This window comes from Kitasatospora sp. NPDC088548, assembly GCF_044753005.1.
In the GTDB taxonomy this organism is placed as follows: domain Bacteria; phylum Actinomycetota; class Actinomycetes; order Streptomycetales; family Streptomycetaceae; genus Kitasatospora.
Genome location: NZ_JBIVMI010000001.1, coordinates 96,364 through 120,331, shown reverse-complemented (window position 1 = coordinate 120,331; position 23,968 = coordinate 96,364). Strand labels below are relative to the sequence as shown.

General features: G+C 72.4%; 23 protein-coding genes and 1 riboswitch. Of the genes, 8 read left to right on the top strand and 15 right to left on the bottom strand.

What is annotated here, in order from left to right; all coding sequences use genetic code 11:
• The first annotated feature begins 281 nt into the window (after positions 1-281).
• The gene (locus tag ACIP82_RS00555; protein WP_400649333.1) at positions 282-1,811 is read left to right on the top strand and encodes a UDP-N-acetylglucosamine 1-carboxyvinyltransferase; all 1,530 of its coding nucleotides are present in this window, start codon (positions 282-284) and stop codon (positions 1,809-1,811) included.
• Between the two features lie 97 nt (positions 1,812-1,908).
• Here ACIP82_RS00555 and ACIP82_RS00550 read toward each other — a convergent pair whose 3' ends face one another.
• Genes ACIP82_RS00550 through cbiE form a run of 4 tightly spaced genes read right to left on the bottom strand, consistent with a single transcriptional unit; the run spans position 1,909 to position 5,296 of the window.
• Positions 1,909-2,412 (bottom strand): DinB family protein, encoded by a 504-nt coding sequence (locus tag ACIP82_RS00550; RefSeq protein ID WP_400649330.1) that lies wholly within the window; start codon positions 2,410-2,412, stop codon positions 1,909-1,911.
• A 58-nt stretch (positions 2,413-2,470) separates the two neighbouring features.
• Positions 2,471-3,238: a cobalt-precorrin-6A reductase gene (locus ACIP82_RS00545; RefSeq protein ID WP_363606560.1), complete on the bottom strand. Its 768-nt coding sequence runs from the start codon at positions 3,236-3,238 to the stop codon at positions 2,471-2,473.
• A complete protein-coding gene (gene cobM, locus ACIP82_RS00540; protein WP_363606561.1) occupies positions 3,238-3,999 on the bottom strand; it encodes a precorrin-4 C(11)-methyltransferase in 762 nt (253 codons plus the stop codon). The genes ACIP82_RS00545 and cobM overlap by 1 nt, the downstream gene beginning before the upstream one ends.
• A 10-nt stretch (positions 4,000-4,009) precedes the next feature.
• Positions 4,010-5,296 (bottom strand): precorrin-6y C5,15-methyltransferase (decarboxylating) subunit CbiE, encoded by a 1,287-nt coding sequence (gene cbiE, locus ACIP82_RS00535; protein ID WP_400649326.1) that lies wholly within the window; start codon positions 5,294-5,296, stop codon positions 4,010-4,012.
• A 210-nt stretch (positions 5,297-5,506) separates the two neighbouring features.
• Between cbiE and ACIP82_RS00530 the strand changes: the two genes are divergently transcribed.
• The gene (locus tag ACIP82_RS00530; RefSeq protein ID WP_400649323.1) at positions 5,507-6,967 is read left to right on the top strand and encodes a catalase; all 1,461 of its coding nucleotides are present in this window, start codon (positions 5,507-5,509) and stop codon (positions 6,965-6,967) included.
• Between the two features lie 67 nt (positions 6,968-7,034).
• Here ACIP82_RS00530 and ACIP82_RS00525 read toward each other — a convergent pair whose 3' ends face one another.
• On the bottom strand, positions 7,035-7,487 hold the full coding sequence (locus ACIP82_RS00525; protein ID WP_363606566.1) for a gamma-glutamylcyclotransferase family protein: 453 nt from the start codon (positions 7,485-7,487) through the stop codon (positions 7,035-7,037).
• A gap of 134 nt (positions 7,488-7,621) precedes the next feature.
• Between ACIP82_RS00525 and ACIP82_RS00520 the strand changes: the two genes are divergently transcribed.
• Entirely contained in the window at positions 7,622-8,644 is a 1,023-nt protein-coding gene (locus ACIP82_RS00520; RefSeq protein WP_400649320.1) for an EamA family transporter, read from the top strand.
• Here ACIP82_RS00520 and ACIP82_RS00515 read toward each other — a convergent pair.
• Complete coding sequence (locus tag ACIP82_RS00515; RefSeq protein WP_363606569.1) at positions 8,613-8,762, bottom strand: hypothetical protein; 150 nt, start codon at positions 8,760-8,762, stop codon at positions 8,613-8,615. The two genes, ACIP82_RS00520 and ACIP82_RS00515, sit on opposite strands and share 32 nt — an antisense overlap.
• Positions 8,763-8,805: 43 nt before the next feature.
• Entirely contained in the window at positions 8,806-9,438 is a 633-nt protein-coding gene (locus tag ACIP82_RS00510) for an AAA family ATPase (RefSeq protein ID WP_400649317.1), read from the bottom strand.
• Between the two features lie 356 nt (positions 9,439-9,794).
• Between ACIP82_RS00510 and ACIP82_RS00505 the strand changes: the two genes are divergently transcribed.
• Together ACIP82_RS00505 and ACIP82_RS00500 are read left to right on the top strand one after the other, a co-directional pair.
• Positions 9,795-10,589: a phytanoyl-CoA dioxygenase family protein gene (locus ACIP82_RS00505; RefSeq protein ID WP_400649315.1), complete on the top strand. Its 795-nt coding sequence runs from the start codon at positions 9,795-9,797 to the stop codon at positions 10,587-10,589.
• Positions 10,590-10,682: 93 nt separating this feature from the next.
• Positions 10,683-11,285 (top strand): DUF6309 family protein, encoded by a 603-nt coding sequence (locus ACIP82_RS00500; RefSeq protein ID WP_400649313.1) that lies wholly within the window; start codon positions 10,683-10,685, stop codon positions 11,283-11,285.
• Between the two features lie 8 nt (positions 11,286-11,293).
• On the opposite strand, the gene ACIP82_RS00495 is transcribed toward ACIP82_RS00500, so the two are convergent.
• Positions 11,294-12,043 (bottom strand): SDR family oxidoreductase, encoded by a 750-nt coding sequence (locus ACIP82_RS00495; RefSeq protein ID WP_400649311.1) that lies wholly within the window; start codon positions 12,041-12,043, stop codon positions 11,294-11,296.
• A gap of 175 nt (positions 12,044-12,218) precedes the next feature.
• Here ACIP82_RS00495 and ACIP82_RS00490 point away from each other — a divergent pair, with 175 nt between their 5' ends.
• On the top strand, positions 12,219-13,583 hold the full coding sequence (locus ACIP82_RS00490; RefSeq protein WP_400649308.1) for an aspartate aminotransferase family protein: 1,365 nt from the start codon (positions 12,219-12,221) through the stop codon (positions 13,581-13,583).
• Between the two features lie 52 nt (positions 13,584-13,635).
• Here the strand turns inward: ACIP82_RS00490 and ACIP82_RS00485 are convergent, their stop codons facing one another.
• Complete coding sequence (locus tag ACIP82_RS00485; RefSeq protein WP_363606576.1) at positions 13,636-14,199, bottom strand: EF-hand domain-containing protein; 564 nt, start codon at positions 14,197-14,199, stop codon at positions 13,636-13,638.
• A gap of 154 nt (positions 14,200-14,353) precedes the next feature.
• On the opposite strand from ACIP82_RS00485, the gene ACIP82_RS00480 reads away from it, so the two are divergent.
• Positions 14,354-15,016: an NUDIX domain-containing protein gene (locus tag ACIP82_RS00480; RefSeq protein WP_363606577.1), complete on the top strand. Its 663-nt coding sequence runs from the start codon at positions 14,354-14,356 to the stop codon at positions 15,014-15,016.
• Between the two features lie 100 nt (positions 15,017-15,116).
• On the opposite strand, the gene ACIP82_RS00475 is transcribed toward ACIP82_RS00480, so the two are convergent.
• The 6 genes from ACIP82_RS00475 to ACIP82_RS00450 form a co-directional block, all read right to left on the bottom strand.
• Positions 15,117-15,509 (bottom strand): cytidine deaminase family protein, encoded by a 393-nt coding sequence (locus ACIP82_RS00475; RefSeq protein WP_400649305.1) that lies wholly within the window; start codon positions 15,507-15,509, stop codon positions 15,117-15,119.
• Between the two features lie 200 nt (positions 15,510-15,709).
• Positions 15,710-16,228, bottom strand: coding sequence for a hypothetical protein (locus ACIP82_RS00470; RefSeq protein ID WP_363606580.1), 519 nt, complete (start codon positions 16,226-16,228; stop codon positions 15,710-15,712).
• A 103-nt stretch (positions 16,229-16,331) separates the two neighbouring features.
• Positions 16,332-18,029 carry a dipeptide ABC transporter ATP-binding protein gene (locus tag ACIP82_RS00465; protein ID WP_400649302.1) on the bottom strand — a complete coding sequence of 566 codons (1,698 nt, stop codon included), beginning with the start codon at positions 18,027-18,029 and terminating at the stop codon, positions 16,332-16,334.
• 29 nt (positions 18,030-18,058) lie between these two features.
• On the bottom strand, positions 18,059-19,051 hold the full coding sequence (locus ACIP82_RS00460) for an ABC transporter permease (protein ID WP_363606582.1): 993 nt from the start codon (positions 19,049-19,051) through the stop codon (positions 18,059-18,061).
• A gap of 121 nt (positions 19,052-19,172) precedes the next feature.
• Positions 19,173-20,930, bottom strand: coding sequence for an ABC transporter substrate-binding protein (locus ACIP82_RS00455; protein ID WP_400649299.1), 1,758 nt, complete (start codon positions 20,928-20,930; stop codon positions 19,173-19,175).
• A 92-nt stretch (positions 20,931-21,022) separates the two neighbouring features.
• Positions 21,023-22,036, bottom strand: a complete 1,014-nt coding sequence (locus tag ACIP82_RS00450) for an ABC transporter permease (protein ID WP_400649297.1) — start codon at positions 22,034-22,036, stop codon at positions 21,023-21,025.
• Positions 22,037-22,341: 305 nt separating this feature from the next.
• A riboswitch (ZMP/ZTP riboswitch) is annotated at positions 22,342-22,437 on the top strand.
• Between the two features lie 29 nt (positions 22,438-22,466).
• Between ACIP82_RS00450 and ACIP82_RS00445 the strand changes: the two genes are divergently transcribed.
• Positions 22,467-23,939 carry a glycine hydroxymethyltransferase gene (locus tag ACIP82_RS00445; RefSeq protein ID WP_400649295.1) on the top strand — a complete coding sequence of 491 codons (1,473 nt, stop codon included), beginning with the start codon at positions 22,467-22,469 and terminating at the stop codon, positions 23,937-23,939.
• Positions 23,940-23,968 lie beyond the last annotated feature (29 nt).

Genomic DNA, 23,968 nt, shown 5'->3' with positions numbered 1-23,968 from the left:
CGGGGCAGGAGCCGAGGGCGCCTGCCCTTCCATATCGTGGATGAGATTGCCACCGTCCTGCCCGAGGCGTCCGCCACCTGGCAGTGCGTCACCCTCGACGGGCCGGAGGACGACTGGGCGGAGGCGTGCTGCCGTGCTGCCGGACGGGTCTGCGCCCGAAGGAGGCGACGCCCTTGCTGGCGTCATGTACTGACGCAGATAAGCCCTGCAAAAGGACAAATAGTTCGCCACGCCCACCCCGGATTCTGGTGATATCTCAAGCATGAGATATGGTCTGGCGGGTGACAGGCGACTACCTCACCCGTATCGGCACCCTCATCCGTACCGCGCGTCAGCACCGTGGTTGGTCCCAGGCCCAGCTCGGCGAAGCCCTCGGCACCAGCCAGAGCGCGGTCAACCGCATCGAACAGGGCAAGCAGAACGTCAGCCTTGAGATGATCGCCCGCATCGGCGAAGCCCTCGACAGCGAGATCGTCTCCCTCGGCTACGCCGGCCCGATGCACCTGCGCGTCGCCGGCGGCACCCGGCTCTCCGGCGCCATCGACGTGCGCAGCAGCAAGAACGCCTGCGTGGCGATCCTCTGCGCCTCGCTGCTGACCACCGGCCGCACCACGCTGCGCCAGGTGGCCCGGATCGAGGAGGTCTACCGGATCCTCGAGGTGCTCACCAGCATCGGCGTCAAGAGCCGCTGGATCAACGACGGCCGCGACCTCGAACTCACCCCGCCCGCCGAGCTCGACCTCGCCGCCATGGACGTCGCGGCCGCCCGCCGCACCCGCAGCGTGCTGATGTTCCTCGGGCCGCTGATGCACCGCGCCGACCGCTTCGCCATCCCGTACGCGGGCGGCTGCGACCTCGGCACCCGGACCGTCCAGCCGCACCTGGCCGCGTTGCGCCGCTTCGGTCTGGAGGTCGCCACCACCTCCGGCGCGTATCACGCCTCGGTCGAGCCGGGCGTCTCGCTGGACCGCCCGATCGTGCTGACCGAGCGCGGCGACACCGTCACCGAGAACGCCCTGCTCGCCGCCGCCCGGCACAACGGCGTCAGCGTCATCCGCAACGCCTCCTCCAACTACATGGTCCAGGACCTCTGCTTCTTCCTGGAACTGCTGGGCGTGAAGATCGAGGGCATCGGCACCACCACCCTCACCGTGCACGGTCTGCCCGAGATCGGTTGCGACGTCGACTACACCCCCGCCGAGGACCCGGTGGAGGCGATGAGCCTGCTGGCGGCCGCGGTGGTGACCGGCTCCGAGCTGACGATCCGCCGGGTGCCGATCGAGTTCCTGGAGATCGAGCTCGCGGTGCTGGAGGAGATGGGCCTCGACTACGACCGGACCCCCGAGTACCCGGCCCACAACGGCCGTACCCGGCTCACCGACCTCACCGTGCGGCCGTCCAAGCTGACCGCGCCGATCGACAAGATCCACCCGATGCCGTTCCCCGGCATCAACATCGACAACGTGCCGTTCTTCGCCGCGATCGCCGCGGCCGCCCACGGCACCACGATGATCCACGACTGGGTCTACGACAACCGCGCCATCTACCTCACCGAACTCACCCGCCTCGGTGCGGACATCAAGCTGCTCGACCCGCACCGCGTCCTGGTCCAGGGCCCGACCCGCTGGCGCGCCGCCGAGATGGTCTGCCCGCCCGCGCTGCGTCCCGCCGTGGTCATCCTGCTCGCCATGCTCGCCGCCCAGGGCACCTCGGTGCTGCGCAACGTCTATGTCATCAACCGCGGTTACGAGGACCTGGCCGAGCGCCTCAACTCGGTCGGCGCCCAGATCGAGACCTTCCGCGACATCTGACGCCCGCCCGGGAACCGCCTGTCGACCGGCCTCAGCCACCGAGGCCGGTCAACAGCCAGGCGACATCCAGCCGACAGCCGGACGACATCCGGTCCGGCTACTCCCCGGTTTCGCCGTTGAGGTGCTCGCGCAGGAGGTCGGCGTGGCCGTTGTGGCGGGCGTACTCCTCGATCATGTGGGTGAGGATCCAGCGCAGCGAGAAGACCTCCTCGCCGTAGTGCCCGATTACGTCCAACGACTCGGCGGCGGCGACGAGTTCCCGGGCGTGGTCGCACTCGCGGCGCCAGACGGTGAAGGCCTCGTCGGGGTCGGCGGTGTCGGTGTCGAACTCGGCGAAGGTGCCGTCGGGGTGCTTCCAGAAGCCGTTCCGGGCCTCGTTGTTGAGGACGTTGCGGAACCAGCTCCGCTCGACCTCGGCGAGGTGCCGGACCAGGCCGAGCAGCGAGAGCCCCGACGGCGCGAGTGCCCGGGTCCGGAGCTGCTCGGCGGTCAGCCCGGCGCACTTCATGGCGAGGGTGTCCCGCTGATAGTCCAGAAAACCGGTCAGGGTGGACCGTTCGTCGCCCGTCCGCGGGGTCTCGGTGCGCTGATCGCTCTTCATGCGCCCATTCTGCCGAAGGGGCCGGACGCCCGCCCGGTGATTTCCGAGGGCGGTGGCGTCAGCCGCCAACCGTCGTGATCCCCAGGCCGAGCAGCCGCTCCAGCCGGCCGACGGCTGCCGGGACGTCCGGTGCGACCGGTACGCCGGCCGGTACCGCCGGGCGCTCCACGATCACCACGGGCAGGCCGAGTTCGCGGGCGGCGGTCAGTTTGGGGGCGGTGGCGGCGCCACCGCTGTCCTTGGTGACCAGCACGTCGATGCGGTGCGCGCGCAGCAGCTCCCGCTCACCGTCGAGGGTGAACGGGCCCCGGTCGAGCAGGACTTCGGTGGCGGCCGGCATCGGCGGCTCCGGCGGTTCGACCGAGCGGGCCAGGAAGTGCAGGCCGTCGAGGCGGGCGAAGGCGCCGATGCCCTGGCGGCCGGTGGTCAGGAAGACGCGCCGGCCGAGGGAGGGCAGCAGCGCGGCGGCGGAGGCGAGCGAGGCCACCGGGTGCCAGCGGTCCCCGGCCACCGGTGTCCAGCCCGGGCGGCGCAGGGCCAGCAGCGGTACGCCGGTGGCGGCGGCCGCGAGGGCCGCGTTGTGCGACATGGCGGCGGCGAACGGATGGGTGGCGTCCACGAGCGCGTCCACCCGCTCGGCCCGGAGCCAGTCGGCGAGTCCGTCCGGCCCGCCGAAGCCGCCGATCCGGACCTCCCCGGCGGGCAGCCGGGGTTCGGCGACCCGGCCGGCCAGCGAGCTGGTGACCCGCAGCGCGGGGGCACCGGTCAGTGCGGAGGCCAGCGCGCGGGCCTCCGTGGTGCCGCCGAGGATCAGGACGTGTGCCATCAGGCCCCGCAGGGCTCGTGCGGGCGCTCGCGGTCCGCCGAGTAGAGGTGGCTGTCGCGGAACTGCTCGGCGGCCAGCGTCCGTCCGACGATGATCACCGCCGTCCGGACCACGCCCGCCGCCTTCAGCTGCCCGGCGATGTCGGCCAGGGTGCCGCGCAGCACCAGCTCGTCGGGGCGGCTGGCCATCGCGACCACGGCGGCCGGGCAGTCGGCGCCGTAGTGCGGCAGCAGCTGCTCGACCACGTCGTCCACGTACCCGGCGGCCAGGTGCAGCACCAGCAGGGCGCCGCTGCGGCCGAGGGTGGCCAGGTCCTCGCCCTCGGGCATCGGGGTGGCGCGCTTGGCGATCCGGGTGAGGATGACGGTCTGGCCGACGGTCGGCACCGTCAGTTCCCGCTTCAGCGCGGCCGCCGCGGCGGCGAAGGCGGGCACGCCGGGTACGACCTCGTACGGGACGCCGGCCGCGTCCAGCCGGCGCATCTGTTCGGCGACGGCGCTGAAGACGGACGGGTCGCCGGAGTGCAGCCGGGCCACGTCCTGCCCGGCCTCGTGCGCGCGGACCAGCTCGGCGATGATCTGGTCCAGGTTGAGCTGCGCGGTGTCGACCAGCCGGGCGCCGGGCGGGCACTCGTCCAGCAGCTCGCGCGGCACCAGGCTGCCGGCGTAGAGGCAGACCTCGGCGCGGGCCAGGATCCGCTGGCCGCGCAGGGTGATCAGGTCGGCGGCGCCCGGGCCGGCTCCGATGAAGTGGACGGTCACGAGGAGTCTCCTAAACGGCAGAGGGCTTGGCGGCGGGCTGCGCGGGCTCACCGGCGGGCGGTACGTGCTCGACGGCCGGCCGTGCGGGCTTGACGGCGGACCACTGGGTGACGGGCATCGCCTGCCGCCAGCCGGTGAAGCCGCCCACCGGGACGGCGTGCGCGACGGAGAGCCGCAGCAACTCGCCGCCGTGGCGCCGGTACCACTCGGTGAGCAGGGCCTCGGACTCCAGCGTCACGGTGTTGGCGACCAGTCGCCCGCCCGGTGGCAGCGCCGCCCAGCAGGCGTCCAGCAGGCCGGGCGCGGTGAGCCCGCCGCCGATGAACACGGCGTCGGGGGTGGGCAGTCCGGCGAGCGCGGCGGGTGCGGGCCCGGTGACCACGCGTAGCCGGGGCACGCCGAGCGCGGCGGCGTTGCGGGCGATGCGCCCGGCCCGGACGGCGTCCCGCTCGATGCTGACGGCCTGGCAGTCACGGTGCGCGCGCAGCCACTCGACGGCGATCGAGCCGGAGCCGCCGCCGACGTCCCAGAGCAGTTCGCCGGGGGCGGGGGCCAGCGTGGCGAGGGTGGCGGCGCGGACGTGCCGCTTGGTGAGCTGGCCGTCGCTCTCGTAGGAGTCGTCGGGCAGACCGGGGACGAGGGAAGCCCGGGGGCCGTCGGCCAGTTCGACGGCGATGACGTTCAGCGGGTCGCCGGCCGGGTGGGGCCAGCCGTCCGCCGGACCGTCCAGCCGCCGTTCGCCCGGTCCGCCGAGCTGCTCCAGCACGCTCAGCCGGGCGGCGCCGTGGCCGCGCGCGGTGAGCAGCCCGGCGACGGCGGCCGGGGTGGCGGCGTCGGAGCTGAGCACCAGCAGGCGGCGGCCGGGGTGGAGGGCGAGGGTGAGGGCGTCCAGGGGGCGGCCGACCAGGCTCACCACCTCGGTGGCTTCGAGCGGCCAGCCGAGCCGGGCGCAGGCGTAGGAGACGGAGGAGGGGTGCGGCAGTACACGCAGCCGTTCGGCTCCGACGGTCTCGGCGAGGGTGCGGCCGATGCCGTAGAACATCGGGTCCCCGCTGGCGAGGACGGCCACCGCGCGCGAGGCGTGCTCGGCCAGCAGCCCGGGGACGGCCGGGCGCAGCGGTGAGGGCCACGGCACCCGTTCGGCGGCCACCTCGTCGGCGGGCAGCAGGGCGAGCTGCCGGGGCCCGCCGATCACCACCTCGGCGGTCCGCAGCGCCGCCCGGGAGGTGCCGGCGAGGCCGGGCCAGCCGTCGGCCCCGATCCCGACGACGGTGATCGGGGGTGGCAGCTCGGGCACCGGGTGGCTCCTCGTCGATCCGTTTGGCGTGGTCGGGGCAGCCTACCTGGCGGTTCGCCCGCCTCTCCCGGCCAGGGTGCGGGCCTTCCCGGCCGTCGGGATACGGGTCTTTCCCGCTGGGGTGCGGGGCTTCCCGGCCGTCGGGGTGCAGGTCTTCCGGGACCGGGCTAGCGTCGTCAGGGGGGACCTCAGCACGCAACGGAGGACACCATGTCCGAGTCAGCGGTCCCGTACTCCACCAACAACGTGGGCATCCCGGTGCCGAGTGACGAGAACTCACTCACGGTGGGCCGGGACGGCCCGATTCTGCTGCACGACCACTATCTGATCGAGAAGATGGCCCAGTTCAACCGGGAGCGGGTGCCCGAGCGGGTGGTGCATGCCAAGGGAGCCGGGGCGTACGGCGTCTTCGACACGACGGAGGACGTCAGCCGGTACACGAAGGCGACCCTGTTCCAGCCGGGCAAGCGGACCGAGATGCTGGCCCGCTTCTCGACCGTGGCCGGGGAGCAGGGCAGCCCGGACACCTGGCGCGACCCCCGCGGGTTCGCGTTGAAGTTCTACACCGAGGACGGCAACTACGACCTGGTCGGCAACAACACGCCGGTCTTCTTCGTCCGCGACACGATCAAGTTCCAGGACTTCATCCGCTCGCAGAAGCGCCGCCCCGACAACGGGCTGCGCGACCACGACATGCAGTGGGACTTCTGGACGCTGTCGCCGGAGTCCGCGCACATGGTCACCTGGCTGATGGGCGACCGCGGCATCCCGAAGTCGTACCGGCATATGAACGGCTATGGCTCGCACACCTATCTGTGGATCAACGCGAGCGGCGAGCGGCACTGGGTCAAGTACCACTTCAAGACCGACCAGGGCATCGACTTCCTCACCGCGGAGGAGGCCGACCGGCTGGCCGGCACCGACCCGGACCTGCACCGCCAGGACCTCTGGCACGCCATCGAGCACGGCAACCACCCGTCCTGGACGCTGTACGTCCAGGTCATGCCGTTCGACCAGGCGCCCGGCTACCGGTTCAACCCCTTCGACCTGACCAAGGTGTGGCCGCACGGCGACTACCCGCTGATCAAGGTCGGGACGATGACCCTGAACCGCAACCCCGAGGACTACTTCATCCACATCGAGCAGGCCGCCTTCGAGCCCTCCAACCTGGTCCCCGGCGTCAGCGTCTCGCCGGACAAGATGCTGCTCGGCCGGATCTTCTCCTACCCCGACACCCACCGCTACCGGATCGGCCCCAACTACGCCCAGCTGCCGCCGAACCGGCCGCACGTCCCGGTGCACTCGTACGCCAAGGACGGTCCGATGCGCTTCGACCCGGCGCGCACGGCCGCACCGTACGCGCCCAACTCCAAGGGCGGCCCGGCGGCGGACCCGCAGCGGTACGACGACCCGGCCGCCGGGTGGCAGAGCTCCGGCGAGATGGTGCGTGAGGCGTACTCGTTGCACGCCGAGGACGACGACTGGGGGCAGGCCGGCACGATGGTGCGCAAGGTGCTGAACGACGCGCAGCGCGACCGGCTGGTCTCGAACATCGTCGGCCACCTCAAGGACGGGGTCACCGACCCGGTGCTGGAGCGGGCGGTGCAGTACTGGCGCAATGTCGACAAGAACCTCGGCGACCGCGTCGCCGCGGGTGTCGGCAAGTCCTGACCGGCTGTTGTCGCAGTCGCAGTGGCTGGTGGTGGTGAGGGCGCGGGCCGCGGGCGGGCCCGCGCCCTCACCGCTGCGTCCAGTCCCCGGACGGGATGAGCGCGGGGTGGGCGCGCAGCCGGGCGGCGACGGCCGGGCCGGCCAGGTAGACCCAGGCGTCCAGGGTCTCGCCGGTCTCGGTGCGCACGGCCAGCCGGCGCCGGACGTAGTGGCCGGTGCCGTCCGCCCGGCAGCCCTCCAGAGCGTCGAGCCCGGCGAGCGCGGGGGCGTACGCGTCGGCGTGCACGGTGATCAGCTCGCCCACGATCCGCCGGCCCGGTGCCTGGTCCGGCAGGGCGTACGGGAAGCCGGGGCCGTCGTGCAGCGCGGCGCCGTCCAGGACGGCCGGCCGGATGTCCGCGCAGTGGCCGGCCAGGTGGGCGGCGTGGTTGCCACCGTCGCTGCGGAGCGTGCCGTAGACGAAGAACGGCAGGCCGGCCGACGAATCGGCGGACGAACCAGCGGGCGAACCGGTGGGCACGGGGTCGCCACCTCCTGGCTGGGGAGCGCCCACGGTACGTCGCGGTGGCCGCCTGGCGATACCCACTGGCGCGACGGGCCGCCGATGCGCTCTCATAGCGGGTGTTTCGTCAGCACCGTCCAAGGGGGACACCCATGACAGCACCCGTCTCACCCAAGTCCGCGACGGACTCAGCCGCCCCCGGGGCCGCCCGGCTGGGCGGGGCGGTCTGGGGAGCGCTCGCCCTGGTGTACGTGGTGTGGGGGTCGACCTATCTGGCGATCCGGATCGCGCTGGAGACGATGCCCTCCTTTCTCTCCGCCTCGGCGCGCTTCCTCTGTGCCGGACTGCTGCTGGCCGTCTTCGTCCTGGTCCGCCACGGGCGGGCCGGCCTGCGGGTGAACCTGCGGCAGCTGGGCTCGTCCGCGCTGGTCGGCGGCCTGCTGCTGACCGGGGGCAACGGGCTGGTGGTGCTCGGCGAGAACTCCGTCCCGTCCGGACTGGCCGCCCTGCTGGTCGCCGCCGTCCCGCTCTGGATGGTGCTGCTGACGGCGGCGAGCGGCGACCGTCCGAAGCCCGCCGAACTGGCCGGTGTGCTGGTCGGCCTGGCCGGGCTGGCGGTGCTCTCCGCGCCCGCGATCGGCGGGGACATCGCGCCCGCCGGGGTGATCGTGGTCATCTGCGCCACGCTGGCCTGGGCGGCCGGCTCGTTCGCCGCCAAACGGATCGCGATGCCGGGCAACGTCCTCGCCGCGAGCGCGTACCAGATGCTCGCGGGCGGCCTGGGCAACCTGCTGATCGCCCTGGTCCGCGGCGAGCAGCGCGGCTTCGACCCGGGCGCCGTCTCCGGCCGCTCCTGGCTGGCGCTCGGCTACCTGGTGGTGGCCGGTTCGCTGGTCGCCTTCACCGCGTACGCCTGGCTGCTGCGGTCCGCGCCACTGACGCTGGTCGCCACCTACGCGTACGTGAACCCGGTGGTGGCGGTGCTGCTCGGCTGGCTGATCCTGGCCGAGCCGCTGACCGGCCCCACCCTGCTGGGCGGGGCGATCGTGGTCGCGGGCGTCTGCCTGGTGGTGAGCGTCAGCCGGGCGCCTTCTCCCCGCAGGCCGTCCCGCCGGACGCCCGCCGATCCCGCCGACCGGATGCCTACCGGTCGGACGCCTGGCCGCCGGCGGTGAGCTCCACCGCCGGGTCCGGGCCGGTGGTGAGGGAGCGGGAGGAGACGATCTGCCGCAGGTGGGCGTAGGGGCTGGTCAGGTCGACCACCGGCCCCGGGTCGTAGGTGTCGCGGCCCATCGCGACGGTGCCGAAGCAGTCGTTCGCGGCCTCTCAGCCGGAATCAGCCGAACCGGATCTGCCGGACCCCCGTCCACGCCCGGCGCAGCCTGCCACGGAGCTCGCCGTCCGTGTTGGGCGCGAGCGTCAGCCCGGCCGAGGCGGCGATGCGGTCGGCGACCCGCGCGACGGGGAGGTGGTCGGTGTGGAGGTGCTCGCCGAACGCGTCGCCGTTGAGCCGCTCCAGACAGTGGTCCAGCTTGGCGACGGCGAAACTCTCCCGGCGCAGCGGCGCGTCCTTGCCTCCGACCAGCCGGACGGCATGCCCGAAGTCGCGCTCGCGCAGCCGCCGCAGCACCGTCTCCCGCTCGGCCAGCAGGGCGAAGTGTCGTACGTCATGGCCGCGTTCGCGCAGCCGTCCGACGGTGTCGGCGAAGTACGCAGGCTCGACGACGGTCATCGGCACGATCACCGCCCCTCGGTACTCGGTCAGCGTGCGGTCCAGCACCTCGTACACGCCCTGCCGCCAGGCCGGCAGGTCCTGGAAGTCGCCCCGCAGCGGCTTCGGCAGCATCCGGTGCAGCCCGAACCCGACCTCCTCCGGGTCGCAGATCACGCTGCCGGGGAGCCGGCGCCGGAGCTCGTGCGCCGTCTGTGTCTTGCCGCCGCCGAAGGGCCCGTTGATCCACAGGAGCATGCCCGGCACCCTACGGGAGCCCGCCGGGTGGCGTCGGGGGGATTCCCGGCTGTCGTCTGCGCGGGCCAATTCCTTTGATTCGGCCGGGTTCGGCGTATCCGCGCAGACGGGATAGCGTCCGTATTCCGGAACATTCGGTCCGGTCCCGGCCAGAACGAAGCTATTCGGTCATTGTCCCGATTCATGGCATGGGCATGCAGGGTGTGGGATATTCCTAGTAGCTGTTCGGTTGACTCCAAGTAACGCCATGGTGCACGCGTCATGGCAAGACGTTCCCAGGGCCTCTCCGGGCAGCGGTCGCGGTCGCGGCCGACGGGGAGGTCGAACGGCACCGACAACCCTCTGGAGCCTGGAGAATGGACAACCACGGCACCACCATCGCGCTCGACACCGCACAGGTCACGCGGTTCTTCGAGCTCGGCTATCTCGTGCTCCCCGCCTTCCTGCCGTCGGATCTCGTCGCCCGACTGGAAACCGAGGTCGACCGCTGGGTCGACACCGGTCTCCGGGACCGCTCGATCGCGGCCTGCCTCGACCCGGAATCGGCCGGAACCCCCGCCGTCCTGGAGATCGAGCTGGCCGCCCACGGCGAACTGGTCGGCCACCCGCCGCTGCTCTCGACAATCTCCCGGCTGATCGGCCCGGATTTCGTCTTCCACCACATGCACAGCAATCGCCAGGCCCCGGGATCGGCCGGCAAGGAATGGCATCACGACTACGAGCAGGGCCCGCACGCCGACCGTTCGAAAGTCATGGTCCACGCGCTGCACTATCTCGGCGGACTCGACCCGACGGTGGGCGCGCTCGCGGTACTTCCCGGCTCGCACCGGGAACTGGCGGGAAAACGCGCCAGAGCCCATCTCGGCACCGCGGAACTCCCCGGCGAGGCGGTGATCGACGACCTGCCGCCGTGCTCCACCGTGCTCCTCCACTCGGCGCTCTTCCACGCCCGCCGTCCCTCACCCGCAGGTCAGCGCCGTGAGCGGTACATGGTGGACAGCTCGTACTGTCAGTGTGGTGTCAGCTGGCCGCCGGTCAAGCCCTACTGGCGCCACCTGCTCGCCCGGGGCAGGGCACTCGGGCTGGACGGCGGCCGGTGGCCCGAGCTGTTCGCCGAGCGGCACTTCACCGAGTACGTCAGGCCGAACTGAACCGGGCCGCCCCCGAAGCGGGCCACCCCCGCATCCGAAGGGAGCCACCACGAAACCGAACCGCTGCGCCCCGACCCCGAAGGGACCCGCCCGATGAGAATCGTCTCCAGGCTCGACTTCGAGACCGTGCTGCGCCTCTACCGGCAGGAGCACCCGGCGGACCGGGTACACGAGGAGAACTCCAACAGCGACGGCGACGCCCATCTGCTCAGCGCCGAGAAGCTGTTCGGCAGCTGGGGGAAGGTCCGGCTCGACCGGGCGGAGGTGCTGGACACCGTGCTGCCGTGGCACCTCGGCGAAGGCGGCGAGCTGGAGCTGGTCTCCCCGGCCGGGCTGACCGTCGCCGAGACCGTGGCCCGGCTGCGCGAGCTGGGCGACGGTTACGCCCGGTCGAACCCGTGCTGCTGGCGCAAGCTGCTCCGCCAGGCCGAGCAGCCCTTCACCCCGGTCTTCCTGAGCACCTCGGCCATCGGCAGCACCGACTACCAGGGACTGCTGCGACCGGACGGGCTCACTCATCTGGACGGACTGCACCGCATGATCGCCTGGGAGCTGTCCGGCCGGCTCGGCCCGGGCGTCGAGATCGAGGCGTACGTCGCGGGCCTGCCGGCCCCGGCCCCGGACCGGACCTCGCCCCTGGCCCCGGCCCGACCGGAGTCGGCCGAGGCCGGGTACGGCGCCCGACAGGGTCCGTAGGAGACGCCCTACCCCCGGCCGACGTACGGCATGGCGCTCGGCATCACGGTGACCGAGGGGATGTTCACCCCCAGGGGCAGGGCCGCCATCGCCACCACCGTCTCCGCGACGTGCCGCACGTCCATCGTCGGCTCGACCCGGAGGCTGCCGTCGGGCTGGCGGGCGGCGGGCTGCTCCCGGCCGACGGGCGTCACATTGCCGATGTCGATCTGGCCGCAGGCGATGTCGTGGCGGCGCCCGTCCAGGGAGAGCGACTTCGTCAGCCCGGCCACCGCGTGCTTGGCGGCGGTGAAGGCGATCGAGTCGGGGCGGGGGACATGGGCCGAGGGCGCGCCGTTGTTGATGATCCGGCCGCCGCGCGGCGACTGCTCCTTCATCATCCGGTACGCGGCCTGGGCGCAGAGGAAGCTGCCGGTGGCGATGGAGCCGAGGACGCGGTTCCAGTCCTCGACGGCGACGTCCTCGGTGGGGATGTACGCCATGGTGTCGGCCGCGTTGTTGAACAGCAGGTCGATCCGGCCGAAGCGGAGCGCGACCTCGCCGAACAGCTCACGCACGGCCGCCGGGTCGGTGATGTCCGTGGGCACCGGCACCAGCCGGTCCGCGAGGGAGGGGTCGGCGAGCCGGGCGGTCTCCTCCAGCGCGTCCTTGCGGCGGCCGGCCAGGACGACCGACCAGCCGTCCGCCGCCAGTGCCAGTGCGCAGGCCCGGCCCACACCACTGCCGGCTCCGGTCACCACGGAGATCTTCGCGACCACGGAATCAACCCCTTGTACATTCCAGGTGCATGACGAGAGATCAGTTTTTGGACGGCGGCCTTCGCCGTCAAGAGCGCCCATCAGGTCAACGAAACGCCGCACCACCGAGTGGTCCGGACCCTCCGGACCACGGGATCCGGGCCACCGGACCGAACCACATGGACAGGAACAGCGGATGACCACTCAGCACACCTTCGACGCCACCGACCCCGGCATGCCGGCGGGTCCGCGGACCGGCACCAGCCGCGCCCTGTTCGAGCGGGCGAACAAGTCCCTGGCAGGCGGGGTGAGTTCCTCCTCGCGGATCACCTCCACCGGCCCGCATCCGTATCCCCTGTACATCGAGCGCGGCGCCGGGGCGCACATCTGGGACGCCGACGGCAACGAGTACGTGGACTTCCTGATCTCCTACGGCAGTGCCGTCCTCGGTCACGCCGACCCGGCCCTGGCCCGGGTGCTCGGCGGGGTTCTGGCCACCGGCACGATGTTCGGCACCTGCAATCTGCCGGAGATCGAACTGGCCGAGCAGATCCAGAAGATGGTCCCCTGTGCGGACCTGGTGCGCTACGCCAACTCGGGCTCGGAGGCGATCCAGGGAGCGGTCCGGGCGGCCCGCGGTTTCACCGGGCGGTCCAGGATCCTGAAGTTCGAGGGGCACTACCACGGGTGGACGGACGTGCTCGCGGTCTCCAACCGGCCCACCGCCGCCGAGGTGGGCCCCTACGACGCGCCGTCGGCCCTCCCGCACTCTCCCGGCATCCCGGCGGGCGTCGTGGACGACGTGGTGGTCTGCCCGTGGAACGACCCGGCGGCGCTCCGTGCGGTACTGGACGCGCACCGGGACGAGATCGCGGCGGTGATCTGCGAGCCGATCGTCGCCAACAACGCCTGTACCATGCCGGATCCGGGCTTCCTGGAGACCCTGCGGGAGGAGTGCACCCGGCGCGGGCTCGTCCTGGTCTTCGACGAGGTCTGCACGGGCTTTCGCACCGGTCCCGGCGGCGCGCAGTCCCTGTTCGGTGTCGTCCCCGACCTGGCCGTCTACTCCAAGGCGCTGGGCGGCGGACTGCCCATCGCCGCCTTCGCCGGGCGCGCGGACATCATGGGCGAGGTCGCCGCCAACCGGGTCAAGCACGGGGGCACCTACAACGGTTCACCGCTCTGCGCCACCGCCGCCCTGGCCACGCTCACCCGGCTCGCCGACCCGGCGGTCACCGAGCGGATCGACTCGGCCGGCCGGCGCATCATGGAGGCGGTCCGCAGGGCCGCGCACGACCACCGCGTCCCGTGCGCGGTGCAGGGCGTCGGCGCGATGTTCCAGGTGGTGTTCACCGCCGACGGCTCGCCGACCCGGCAGTACCGCGACACCCTCGCGCTGGACCAGCGGCGCTACGACGCCTTCCGGCACGCCCTGTTGGTGCGCGGTATCCACGTCAACGCGTACGGGCTGGCCTGCTGGTTCGTCTCGGCCGCGGTGACCGACGAGGACGTCGAGGCCACCTGCGCGGCGATCGACGAGGCGTTCGCGACGATCCGCTGAGACCTGGCCGGCCCCCGCTCGTCCGCCCGGCACGGCCCGCGGACGCCCGGGACTACCCGGGGAACGGGGGCCGGCCCGCCCACCAGTTGCCGGGGGCCTGCGGGTCGCGGCCGGACCAGTACTCGATGATGCCGTCGGTGAACTCCGCCGCCGACAGGCTCCCGTCGCCGTCCCGGTCGAGCCGGCGGAACGCCTCGTCCGCGTCCTGGCGGTCGAGGCCGGGGAAGTGGCCGCGCTGGAAGAGGAAGAACTCGTCCGCGTCGACCGTGCCGCTGCCGTCGGTGTCGGCGATCGCGAGGAAGGCCTCGGCCAGCGCCCCGAGGCTCGCCCGCGCGGCGGCGGGGTCGTCGGCGAGCGTCCGGGTCGACTCGATGAACTGCGTCCGGGTGATGGCGGTCGTCCCCGCCGGCAGCTGCGCGAGGTGCAGGTCGTGCCAGATCGAGAGGTACGCGGCGACGATTCGCTGTTCGGCCTCCGACCTCTCCGGATACCCGAGCGACAGTGCCACGGACCGGCCCATCAGGATGTGGTCGTGCGCCGTCAACTGTCCGTCGCCGTCCGCGTCGAGATGGTCGAACCCGTGGCCGATCTTCGCGATGAGCAGTTCCTCGGACAACGTTCCCCCTTGCCTGCGGTAACACGACGCCTGCACGCTAACCCCTCCGGCGGGACGGGCGCAGCCGAACATCCGGCCCCGGGGCGCCGGGGAACCGCCGCTGACCGGCGCGGAGGCAGGCCCGGTTCCCCGCCGAATACCCCTGAAAGGATGAATGTCGAACACCTCCACCGCCGGTGGGGCGTTCACCCTTCAACGCATCCGGGAGCGGCCGCTCGGCACGGCGAGCGGCTGGCTCGACATCGCGTTCGAGCGGCGGGCGCCTTTCCGGACGGGAGGCCTCTTTCGTGTTCAAGTAGGAGTCGTGTCAAGCGCGCTGATGGTCAATCAACAGTTGGCGCCCTGGTACGTTCAGGAAACCTGTGCCAGATGTCCCATTACGGAAGAGGCCATGACCAGCGAGCCATATGTCCCGCCCAGGTTCCCGATCTCGATCAAGGGTGTTGTGCTCGACGACGAGGGGCGCGTCCTCCTGCTGAAGAACGAGCGGGCCGAGTGGGAACTGCCCGGCGGAAAAATGGAGTCCGGCGAGGCGGCACCGGACCGCGTCGCCCAGGAGATCCTCGAAGGGAGCGGGTGGCGGGCCGAGGCCGGCCCGGTCCTCGACGTGTGCACCTACCAACCCCTGCCCGGGCGCTACGTTTTCATCGTGACGTACGGATGCCATCGGCTCGACGGCGCCAGTGCCCCGCCGGTCGTCAGCGGCGAGCGCAGGGAGGCCAGGCTCTTCCGGCGGGACGAAGTGCCGAGCCTGGTCATGTCGGACGGCTACAAGGCGAGCATCGAGCGGTGGTACGAGCACTCCGACCGAAGGTGACGCGGGGATCCCGGTACCGTCCGCGCCCTGGTGTGGCCCCGCCCCGGGTCGGGGCCACGGAGGAGTCGGCGGCCGCCCCGGAGCGGGAGCGCGCTACGCGCTAGGCCTGGTGGTCCGCCCAGATGTACGCCTCGGGGAGCAGGTCGAGGACGGGGACGGTGCGCAGCGCGTCGTTCGGGCCGACGATGACGTTGATGGTGGGGAAGTAGTCGAGCAGCACCTGGCGGCAGCGCCCGCACGGGGAGATGACGCCCCGCTCCCCGTCGGCGACGGCGACGATCTCCGTCAGGTCGTACGCGCCCTGGGCCGCCGCCGCTCCGATGAGGACGAGTTCGGCGCAGGGGCCGCCGGTGAAGTGGTAGGCGTTCAGGGCGGTGACGATCCGGCCGTCGGCGTTGCGGGCGGCAGCCGCGACGGTGTGGTTGTCGGCCCGGGCGTAGGACCGGACCACCTGGGTGGCGGCGTCGACGAGTTCGTGGTAGGGGGCGGTCATGGCGGTCGGCTCTCCTCGGCGGTCGGGGGTGCGGCGGGATACGAGCATGACCCTTCAGCCCTTTGACGTGCCAACGATTAACGCCGGTGCCACCTTCGTTCTGCGTCCGTGACGGTTCGCCGGCCTCGGTCTGGTGGAGGAGGTGTCCGCGGACGCCTGCATTCCGCTGCCGGCCACCGACCCGCTGCCGTAGGCGTGGCTCAGCCCGCGTTCCGTAGTGCCGCCTGGGCGAGCCGTTCCGCCAGTTCGCCGAAGGCGGCGCCCAGTTCCTCGTCGGCGACGCCGGTCGCGTAGCCCTGGAAGGCCAGCGCCGCCTGGGCCTGGACGGCGGGGGTGGCGTAACCGGGGTCGATCGGGTAGGGCGCGTCGGGCTGCCAGGGGAGCGGCCAGTACTTGGGCCAGGGGATCGCCCGCTCGGGCGGGGTGGGGCACCAGTCGTCCCCGGCCTCGGTGAGGATGGCACGGGCGTTGCCGCCCGAAAGCCGGGCGGTGATGGCGGCGTTGGCCACCGCGCCGACGGTGGCGGCGACGGCGAACCGCAGCTCGGTCGCGCCGGGCGGGATCGGTTGCGGGTTGAGCGCCGGCTGGTGGTGTCCGGCCGGGTGGACGTGCCAGGTGGGGCCGAGGACGGGCAGGTGCGGGCGGATGCCGTCCAGGGCCTCCGGGTGGAGGCGGCCCAACAGCTGGATCAGGGTGGCGGATTGGCTGACGAGGGTCATCGGGAACCCCTTCCTTCCGGACGGACGACCACCCCGGAGGAGTGATCACTGCCGGTAGCCGATCGTAGGCGCAGCGGATCGGGGAAGGGGTGGCGACACACCCTCAGTGCGCGGCGGCCAGCAGCTCCCTGGTGTAGTCGGTGTGCGGGGCGGTGAACAGCTGGTCGCGGTCGGTGCTCTCGACCAGGCGGCCGCCGTGCATCACGGCCACCCGGTCGCAGAAGTGCCGGACCACGGCGAGGTCGTGGGAGACGAACAGGAAGGCGACGTCGAGGCGTTCGCGCAGCTCCATCAGTAGGTTGAGCACCTGGGCCTGCACCGAGACGTCCAGTGCGGAGACCGGCTCGTCGGCGATGATCAGGCGCGGCTCGGGGGCGAGCGCGCGGGCGATGCCGATCCGCTGGCGCTGGCCGCCGGAGAACTCGTGCGGGTAGCGGTCCAGATGGGCGGCCGGCAGGCCGACCTGCTCCAGCAGTTCGGCGGACCGCTCGCGGCGCTCGGGCGCGGACAGGGCGGTGTGCAGACGCAGTGGGGTGTCGAGGGTCTGGGCGACGGTGCGGCGCGGGTTGAGCGAGGCGTACGGGTCCTGGAAGACCAGCTGGATCTCCCGGCTGAGGCGCCGGCGCAGCGCCCGTTCGGGGGTGGTGGCGTCCACGCCGTCGTACCGCACCCGCCCGCCGGTGGGGTGCTGCAGTCCGGCCAGGACGCGGGAGGTGGTGGACTTGCCGGAGCCGGACTCGCCGACCAGGCCGACCGTCTCGCCGGGGGCGATCCGCAGGCTGACGCCCTCCACGGCCCGGACGGGCTCACCCGGGCGGATGCCGGGGAAGCGGCGGCGGCCGGGGAAGTGGACGCTGAGGTCCTCCACCTCGACCAGCCAGCGACCCGTTCCCGTCGGCCCTGCCGGCCCCACCGCCCCGGCAGGCCGCCGACCGGCGAACGAGAACGACGGTGACGGATCGTCAACCGTCGGCAGCGGCGTGCCCGGTACCGTCTCCAGCGTGAGCGCCGCGCCGACCAGGGCGCGGGTGTACGGCTGCCGCGGGGCGGCCAGCAGTTCGGCGGTCGGCGCGGACTCCACCTGCTCGCCGCCGCGCAGCACCAGCGTGCGGTCGGTGGTGCCCGCCACCACGCCCAGGTCGTGGCTGACCAGCAGCACGGCCGTGCCGTGCTCGCGCTGCAACTCGCCCAGCAGGTCGAGGACCTGCCGTTGGACCCGGGCGTCCAGCGCGGTGGTCGGCTCGTCGGCGATCAGCACGTCCGGGTCGTTCATCAGGGCCATCGCGATCATCACGCGCTGGCGCATGCCGCCGGAGAACTGGTGCGGGTAGTCGCGGGCCCGGCCGGCCGGGATGCCGACTCGGTCGAGCATCGCGGCCGCCCGCCGCCGGGCCTCGGCGCGGTCGGCGCCGGGGTGGTGCAGCCGGTACATCTCGGCGAGTTGGGCGCCGACGCCGTGGAACGGGCTGAGCGAGGTGAGCGCGTCCTGGAAGACCAGTGCCGCCCGGCCGCCCCGTACGCCGCGCAGGACGGACTCGTCGGCGTCCACCAACTCGGTGCCGCCCAGCCGGACGGAGCCGGTGACGGTGGTGGTGCGCGGGTCGTGCAGGCCGAGCACGGCGAGCCCGGTCGCGGACTTGCCGGAGCCGGACTCGCCCACCAGGCCCAGGACTTCACCCCGGGCGAGGTCGAAGGAGAGCCCGCGGACGGCATGCACGGGGGCGCCGCCGCGCGGATCGGCGAAGGTGACGGACAGGTCGCGGACGCTGAGCACCGGGTCGGGGGAGGAAGGGGCGTTCACGGTCGGGGACTCCACAACGTATGGGCGGGTCAGCTGAGGCGGATGCGGGGGTCGAGCCAGGCCACCACCAGGTCGGCCAGCGCGACGAACAGCACCACGAAGCAGGCGGCCAGCAGGACGGCGCCGACCACGGCGGGCAGGTCCTGCCCGGAGACGGCCTCCGCCGCGAAGGTGCCGACGCCGTTCAGGCCGAACACCGTCTCGGTGATCACCGCACCGCCCAGCAGCGCGCCGGCCTCCAGACCGAGCAACTGCACCAGCGGTCCGGCGGCGCCGCGCGAGGTGTACTTGAGGTGGGCGCGCAGCCGGCCGAGGCCCTTGCCGCGCGCGGTGCGGACGTACTCCTCGTTCATCGTCTCCAGCAGCTGGGAGCGGGAGAGCCGGGCGAACACGGCGGAGTTGACGAAGCCGAGGACCAGCCAGGGCAGCAGCATCCCGCCCGCCCAGGCGGCCAGGTCCTTCGCCGGCGGGGTGTAGGAGGGCAGTGGCAGCAGGCCGGTCGAGTAGACCAGCGCCCACTGGGCGACGTACCCGAGGAAGTAGATCTGCACGCTCGCGCCGACCAGGGTGAAGCCGGAGAGCAGCCGGTCGGTGCGGGTGCCGTGGCGCAGCGCGGAGACGAAGCCGGTGCCGAGACCGAGCACCATCAGGACGACGAGTGCGCCGGCGGTGAGCGAGAAGGTGACCGGCAGGTGGTCGGCCAGCGCCTCGGTGACGGGCTGGTGGAGCCGGTAGGAGTAGCCGAGGCACGGCGCGTCGCAGTGGATGACGGAGCCGTCGACATCGCTGATGTCCCGTCCGGCGACCACCCCGGCCAGGTAGTCGGTGTACTGGGTCAGCAGCGGCTGGTCCAGTCCCATGCTCTGGCGGACCGCCGCGACCTGGCCGGTGTCGCAGCGCGGGCCGCAGGCGGCGCGGGCCGGGTCGGCGGGGGCGGCGTAGAAGAGGGCGAAGGCGGCGGCGGAGACCGCGACCAGCACGGCGAGGGCCTGGAGGGTCCGCCGCAGGGCGAAGGAGAGCATGGCCGGTCCGGGGTCGAGGAGGAGGGAAACAGAGGGGGCAGGGGAGACGACGGAGACAGGGAGCGGGGAGGGGCCCCGCCCCGGCCCCCGCGCGGACGGCGGGGGCCGGGGCGGGCGAGGCTCAGGACTTCAGGTAGAGCCAGGCCAGGCTGACCGACCCGTAGATCGGGTGGATGAACGCCCCGCCGATGTTGCTGCCGCGCAGCTGGTTCATGTTGGGGTAGGCGAAGGGCAGCACCGGCAGGTCCTTCATCACGGTCTGCTCCAGCGCGTACAGCTCCTTGGCCTTCTGCCGGGGCTCGCCGATCTGGTTGATCCGGTCGATCTCCTTGTCCACCTCGGCGTTGTGGTACCGGGCGGCGTTGAGGTCGCTGTTGGCGCGGCCGTCGAAGGAGAACGGGATCAGCGTGGACGGGGTCGGCCAGTCCACCGAACTGGTCTCCTCGAACAGGTCGTACGGGGAGTCGGCGCGGTGTGCCTCGTCCAGCAGGGCCTTCGGGTCGACCGGCTTGGGCACGATGGTGATGCCGGCCTTGCCGAAGCCCTCGACCAGCACCTGGGCGACCCGCTGCCCGGTGGGCGTGTTGGCGTACGCGTAGGTCAGGCCGGCCGGCGGCTGCTTGGCCTCGGAGAGGGCCTGCTTGGCGGCCTCCGGGTCGCCCTCCGGCTTGGCCGGGTACAGGTCGTAGGTCTGCCAGTCGACCAGCGCGGGCGAGCTGAGCGTGCTGGCCAGCTCGCCGATCCGGGTGCCGCCCTGGACCTGGCGGGCCTGCTGGCGAGGGTAGGCGAGGTGGAGGGCCTTGCGGACCGCGACGTCCGGCACCCGCTCGTTGTTGATCATCAGCTGGGTGACGAAGGCGCCCTGGCGGCCGGAGACGACCAGTTCCTTCGCCTTCGGGTCGGTGTCGACGGTCTGGTACAGCTCGGGGGAGAGCTGGGTGGCGACCGTGGTGGCGTCGGCGCCGCCGTCGCGGCCGGAGAGGATCTCCTGGTTGAGGTTGAGCGCCTCCTTGCCGAAGGTGAAGACGAACTTCTCCGGGTACTGGTTGCGGATCGGGTCGGTCTCCGCCTTCCAGTGCGGGTTGCGCTCCAGCACCAGCCGGGTGTTCTGGACGTGCTCGGCGATCCGGTACGGGCCGCTGGCGAACGGCAGCCGGTCGTAGTCCGTACCGGTGTCCTTGTCCTTGCGCACCGGCGAGGAGGAGGACTGCGCGGCCATGTACGGGACGTCGGCCTGCGGCTGCGGGAAGTGGAAGACGACGGTGCGCTCGTCCGGGGTCTCGATCGCGGCGAGGTCGCCGTCCTGCGGGCCGGAGTACTTCTTGCGGGCGTCCTCGTAGCTGGCCTCGCCGGTCAGCCACTGCGGCCAGTACGGCGGGCCGACCTCGTAGCCCTTGCCGAAGCTGCGCTCGATGCCGTACCTGACCTGCTGGGAGGTGATCGGCTGGCCGTCCTCCCAGGCCAGGCCCTCCTTGAGCTTGTACGTCCAGGTGCGGCCGCCGTCGGCGGAGGTGCCGGTGTCGGTGGCGAGGTCGCCGACCAGCCTGGCCTTGCCGTCCACCACCTGGTACTGGGTCAGCTGGCGGCCCCAGAGCAGCGAGGTGTTGTAGGTGGCGCCCGCGTACACCTTCTGCGGGTCGAGGTGGCGGAAGTCGGTGGTGTTGTAGACGTTCACCGTGCCGCCCTGGCGGGCACCGGGGACGGCGGGGGCCGGGCCGGCGCTCTCCTTCTCGGTGCCGAGCGCGGCGGTCAGCGGGGAGGCGTCCTTGGCGGCCGGACCGCCGGCGGCGGCACCGGAGCCCGCGCCCGCCCCGGCCGAGCAGGAGGTCGCCAGCAGCGCGGTGGCGACGACGGCGAGGGACGGTTTGATCCAGCGCATGGCGAATCTCTCCTTGCCCCGGTGGCCGGGGCTGGTAGGTGACATGAGGAGCGGCGGGAAGAAGAAGACGGAGAAGGCCGGCGGGCCGGGTCTCAGCGGGCGGCGCGCGGATCCAGGGCGTCCCGGACGGCGTCCCCGAGCAGGTTGAAGGCCAGCACGAAGAGCAGCAGCGCCACGCCCGGGAAGAACATGTAGGTCGGGTCGGCCTGGAAGACCTCGGAGCCGCGGGCGATCATCCGGCCCCAGTCCGGGATCGGCTCGGTGATGCCGACACCGAGGAACGAGAGCACCGCCTCGGAGGCGACGAAGGTCGGCACCGCCATCGTGGCGTGCACCAGAAGCTGCGCCCGGACATTCGGCAGGAGTTCGCGGACGACGATATGGAATCCGCCGGCGCCGAGCGCCCGGGCGGACTGCACGAAATCCCTTTCCCGAAGCGACCGGACGGAGGCGCGCAGGGAAAGCGCGAGCGGAATCCAGCCGAACGCGGAGAAGACCAGGATCAGCACCAGGAACTGCATCCACTCCGGTTCCGCGGTGCCGGGATCGACCAGCCGGGACTGGATGATCGGGCTGAGCGCGAGCAGCAGGAGCAGGGTGGGGAAGGCCAGCAGCACATGGGAGAGGAAGCCGAAGAGCCGGTCGGTGACCCCGCCCAGGTAGCCCACGGCGACGCCGACCAGCACCCCGAGGGTGGTGGTGATGACCGCCGAGGCGAAGGCGATCAGCAGCGAGGTGCGGATGCCGTACAGCAGCTGGGTGAACACGTCCCGGCCGAGGCCCGGCTCCAGGCCGAACCAGAAGTCGCCGGAGATACCGCCGTTGGGCAGCATCGGCAGCCCGCCGTCGCTGAGCAGGCCGGGCGTGTTCTGGCCGTAGTGCTCGACCGGGTTCTTGCCGTACAGGGCGGCGATCAGCGGCGCGGCGAGCGCGAGCAGCAGGAAGAGCAGGACGACGGCGAGGGCGGCGGCGCCGACCCGGTCGCGGCGGATCCGGCGCAGCGCAGCGCGCAGCGGGCGGTCCTGCGGAGCGGGGGGCCGGGCCCGCGGCGCGTCCGGGGCGCCCGGAGCGTCGGGCGTGCCTGCGACTGTCTCGACCACTGCCATGAGAGGCGTACTCCCCGAATTCTCCGCCGCCCCGTGGGTGAGGGTGCGCTGGTGTGCATTTCCGGACCGGCCTACGGGGGTTTCCCGGCGGCCTGCCGAACGCCATCAGATCGGACACCACCGGACTTCCGCAAATCATTCCCGGCGGAACTCCGGGGCAATGTTTCGGGAATTGTGACGGCTTCATTCCGCTGCAATACTGCCGTTGCACTAGAACGCCCGTAAGGGGGCAAACCGGGCGATGTGCAGGGTGTCGTCCCGCATTCTGAGATCTCCGCCACACCCGCTGGGGCGTTGATACGATCCCAGGGAGCCGCGACTGGCGCGCACGGATGGAATCGACCATCGGGAAGCGGCTCCGTGCCGACGCACGTCAGTTGCCGAGCGCCTGGGCCGTCCGTACTCGTCCGCCTGCCACGAGGAGACCGCCTTGGCCACCCCTGCCACCCCCGCGACGCCGCACACCACCGCGAGCGCCGCCGCCAACACCGCGTTCCGCAGCGCCCTCGACGTCGTCCGCGACGTGGAGCCGCGGATCGCCGCCGCGATCGGCCAGGAGATCGAGGACCAGCGCGCCTCGCTCAAGCTGATCGCCAGCGAGAACTACGCCTCCCCGGCCGTCCTGCTCGCCATGGGCAACTGGCTCAGCGACAAGTACGCCGAGGGCACCGCCGGCCGCCGCTTCTACGCCGGCTGCCGCAACGTCGACACCGTCGAGACGATCGCCGCCGAGCACGCCCGCGCGCTCTTCGGCGCCGACCACGCCTACGTCCAGCCGCACTCCGGCATCGACGCCAACCTGACCGCCTTCTGGGCGGTGCTCTCCCAGCGGATCGAGAGCCCGGCCCTCCGGCGGGCCGACGTCCGCAACGTCAACGACCTCACCGAGCAGGACTGGGCCGAACTCCGCCACGAGCTCGGCAACCAGCGGATGCTCGGCATGTCCCTGGACACCGGCGGCCACCTCACCCACGGCTTCCGCCCCAACATCTCGGGCAAGATGTTCGAGCAGCGCAGCTACGGCACCGACCCGGCCACCGGCCTGATCGACTACGACGCGCTGCGCGCCACCGCCCGGGAGTTCCGCCCGCTGATCCTGGTGGCCGGCTACTCGGCGTACCCGCGGCTGGTGAACTTCCGGACGATGCGCGAGATCGCGGACGAGGTCGGCGCGACCCTGATGGTCGACATGGCGCACTTCGCCGGGCTGGTCGCCGGCAAGGTGCTCACCGGTGACTTCGACCCCGTCCCGCACGCCCACATCGTCACCACCACCACCCACAAGTCGCTGCGCGGCCCGCGCGGCGGCATGGTCCTCTGCACCTCCGAGCTGGCCGAGCACGTCGACCGCGGCTGCCCGCTGGTGCTCGGCGGCCCGCTGTCGCACGTGATGGCCGCCAAGGCGGTCGCCTTCGCCGAGGCCCGCCGCCCGGAGTTCCAGCTGTACGCCCGCCGGGTGGTGGACAACGCCCACGCCCTCGCCGAGGGCCTGCTGCGCCGTGGCGGCAAGCTGGTCACCGGCGGCACCGACAACCACCTCGTCCTCGCGGACGTCTCCGGCTACGGCCTGACGGGCCGTCAGGCCGAGGCGGCGCTGCTGGACTCGGGCATCGTCACCAACCGCAACTCCGTCCCGCAGGACCCGAACGGCGCCTGGTACACCTCGGGCGTCCGGCTCGGCACACCCGCGCTCACCACCCGGGGTCTGGGCGTCGCCGAGATGGACGAGATCGCCGGCCTGATCGACACCGTGCTGCGCGGCACCACCCCGGCCGTCGGCCGCACCGGCGCCTCCTCCAAGGCCCAGTACACCCTGGACGAGTCGCTGCGCGACGGCGTCGCCAAGCGCGCCGCCGATCTGCTCGCCGGCTTCCCGCTCTACCCGGGCGTCGACCTGTCCTGATGGGCGCGCGGGGGGTGCGGGCCCGGCCG

Bases quoted from the DNA above. Each gene is read 5' to 3' on its own strand.
- ACIP82_RS00550 (WP_400649330.1), bottom strand. From the start codon at position 2,412: ATGAAGAGCGATCAGCGCACCGAGACCCCGCGGACGGGCGACGAACGG.
- ACIP82_RS00545 (WP_363606560.1), bottom strand. From the start codon at position 3,238: ATGGCACACGTCCTGATCCTCGGCGGCACCACGGAGGCCCGCGCGCTG.
- ACIP82_RS00530 (WP_400649323.1), top strand. From the start codon at position 5,507: ATGTCCGAGTCAGCGGTCCCGTACTCCACCAACAACGTGGGCATCCCG.
- ACIP82_RS00520 (WP_400649320.1), top strand. From the start codon at position 7,622: ATGACAGCACCCGTCTCACCCAAGTCCGCGACGGACTCAGCCGCCCCC.
- ACIP82_RS00515 (WP_363606569.1), bottom strand. From the start codon at position 8,762: ATGGGCCGCGACACCTACGACCCGGGGCCGGTGGTCGACCTGACCAGC.
- ACIP82_RS00510 (WP_400649317.1), bottom strand. From the start codon at position 9,438: ATGCTCCTGTGGATCAACGGGCCCTTCGGCGGCGGCAAGACACAGACG.
- ACIP82_RS00505 (WP_400649315.1), top strand. From the start codon at position 9,795: ATGGACAACCACGGCACCACCATCGCGCTCGACACCGCACAGGTCACG.
- ACIP82_RS00500 (WP_400649313.1), top strand. From the start codon at position 10,683: ATGAGAATCGTCTCCAGGCTCGACTTCGAGACCGTGCTGCGCCTCTAC.
- ACIP82_RS00490 (WP_400649308.1), top strand. From the start codon at position 12,219: ATGACCACTCAGCACACCTTCGACGCCACCGACCCCGGCATGCCGGCG.
- ACIP82_RS00480 (WP_363606577.1), top strand. From the start codon at position 14,354: ATGTCGAACACCTCCACCGCCGGTGGGGCGTTCACCCTTCAACGCATC.
- ACIP82_RS00475 (WP_400649305.1), bottom strand. From the start codon at position 15,509: ATGACCGCCCCCTACCACGAACTCGTCGACGCCGCCACCCAGGTGGTC.
- ACIP82_RS00470 (WP_363606580.1), bottom strand. From the start codon at position 16,228: ATGACCCTCGTCAGCCAATCCGCCACCCTGATCCAGCTGTTGGGCCGC.
- ACIP82_RS00460 (WP_363606582.1), bottom strand. From the start codon at position 19,051: ATGCTCTCCTTCGCCCTGCGGCGGACCCTCCAGGCCCTCGCCGTGCTG.
- ACIP82_RS00455 (WP_400649299.1), bottom strand. From the start codon at position 20,930: ATGCGCTGGATCAAACCGTCCCTCGCCGTCGTCGCCACCGCGCTGCTG.
- ACIP82_RS00450 (WP_400649297.1), bottom strand. From the start codon at position 22,036: ATGGCAGTGGTCGAGACAGTCGCAGGCACGCCCGACGCTCCGGGCGCC.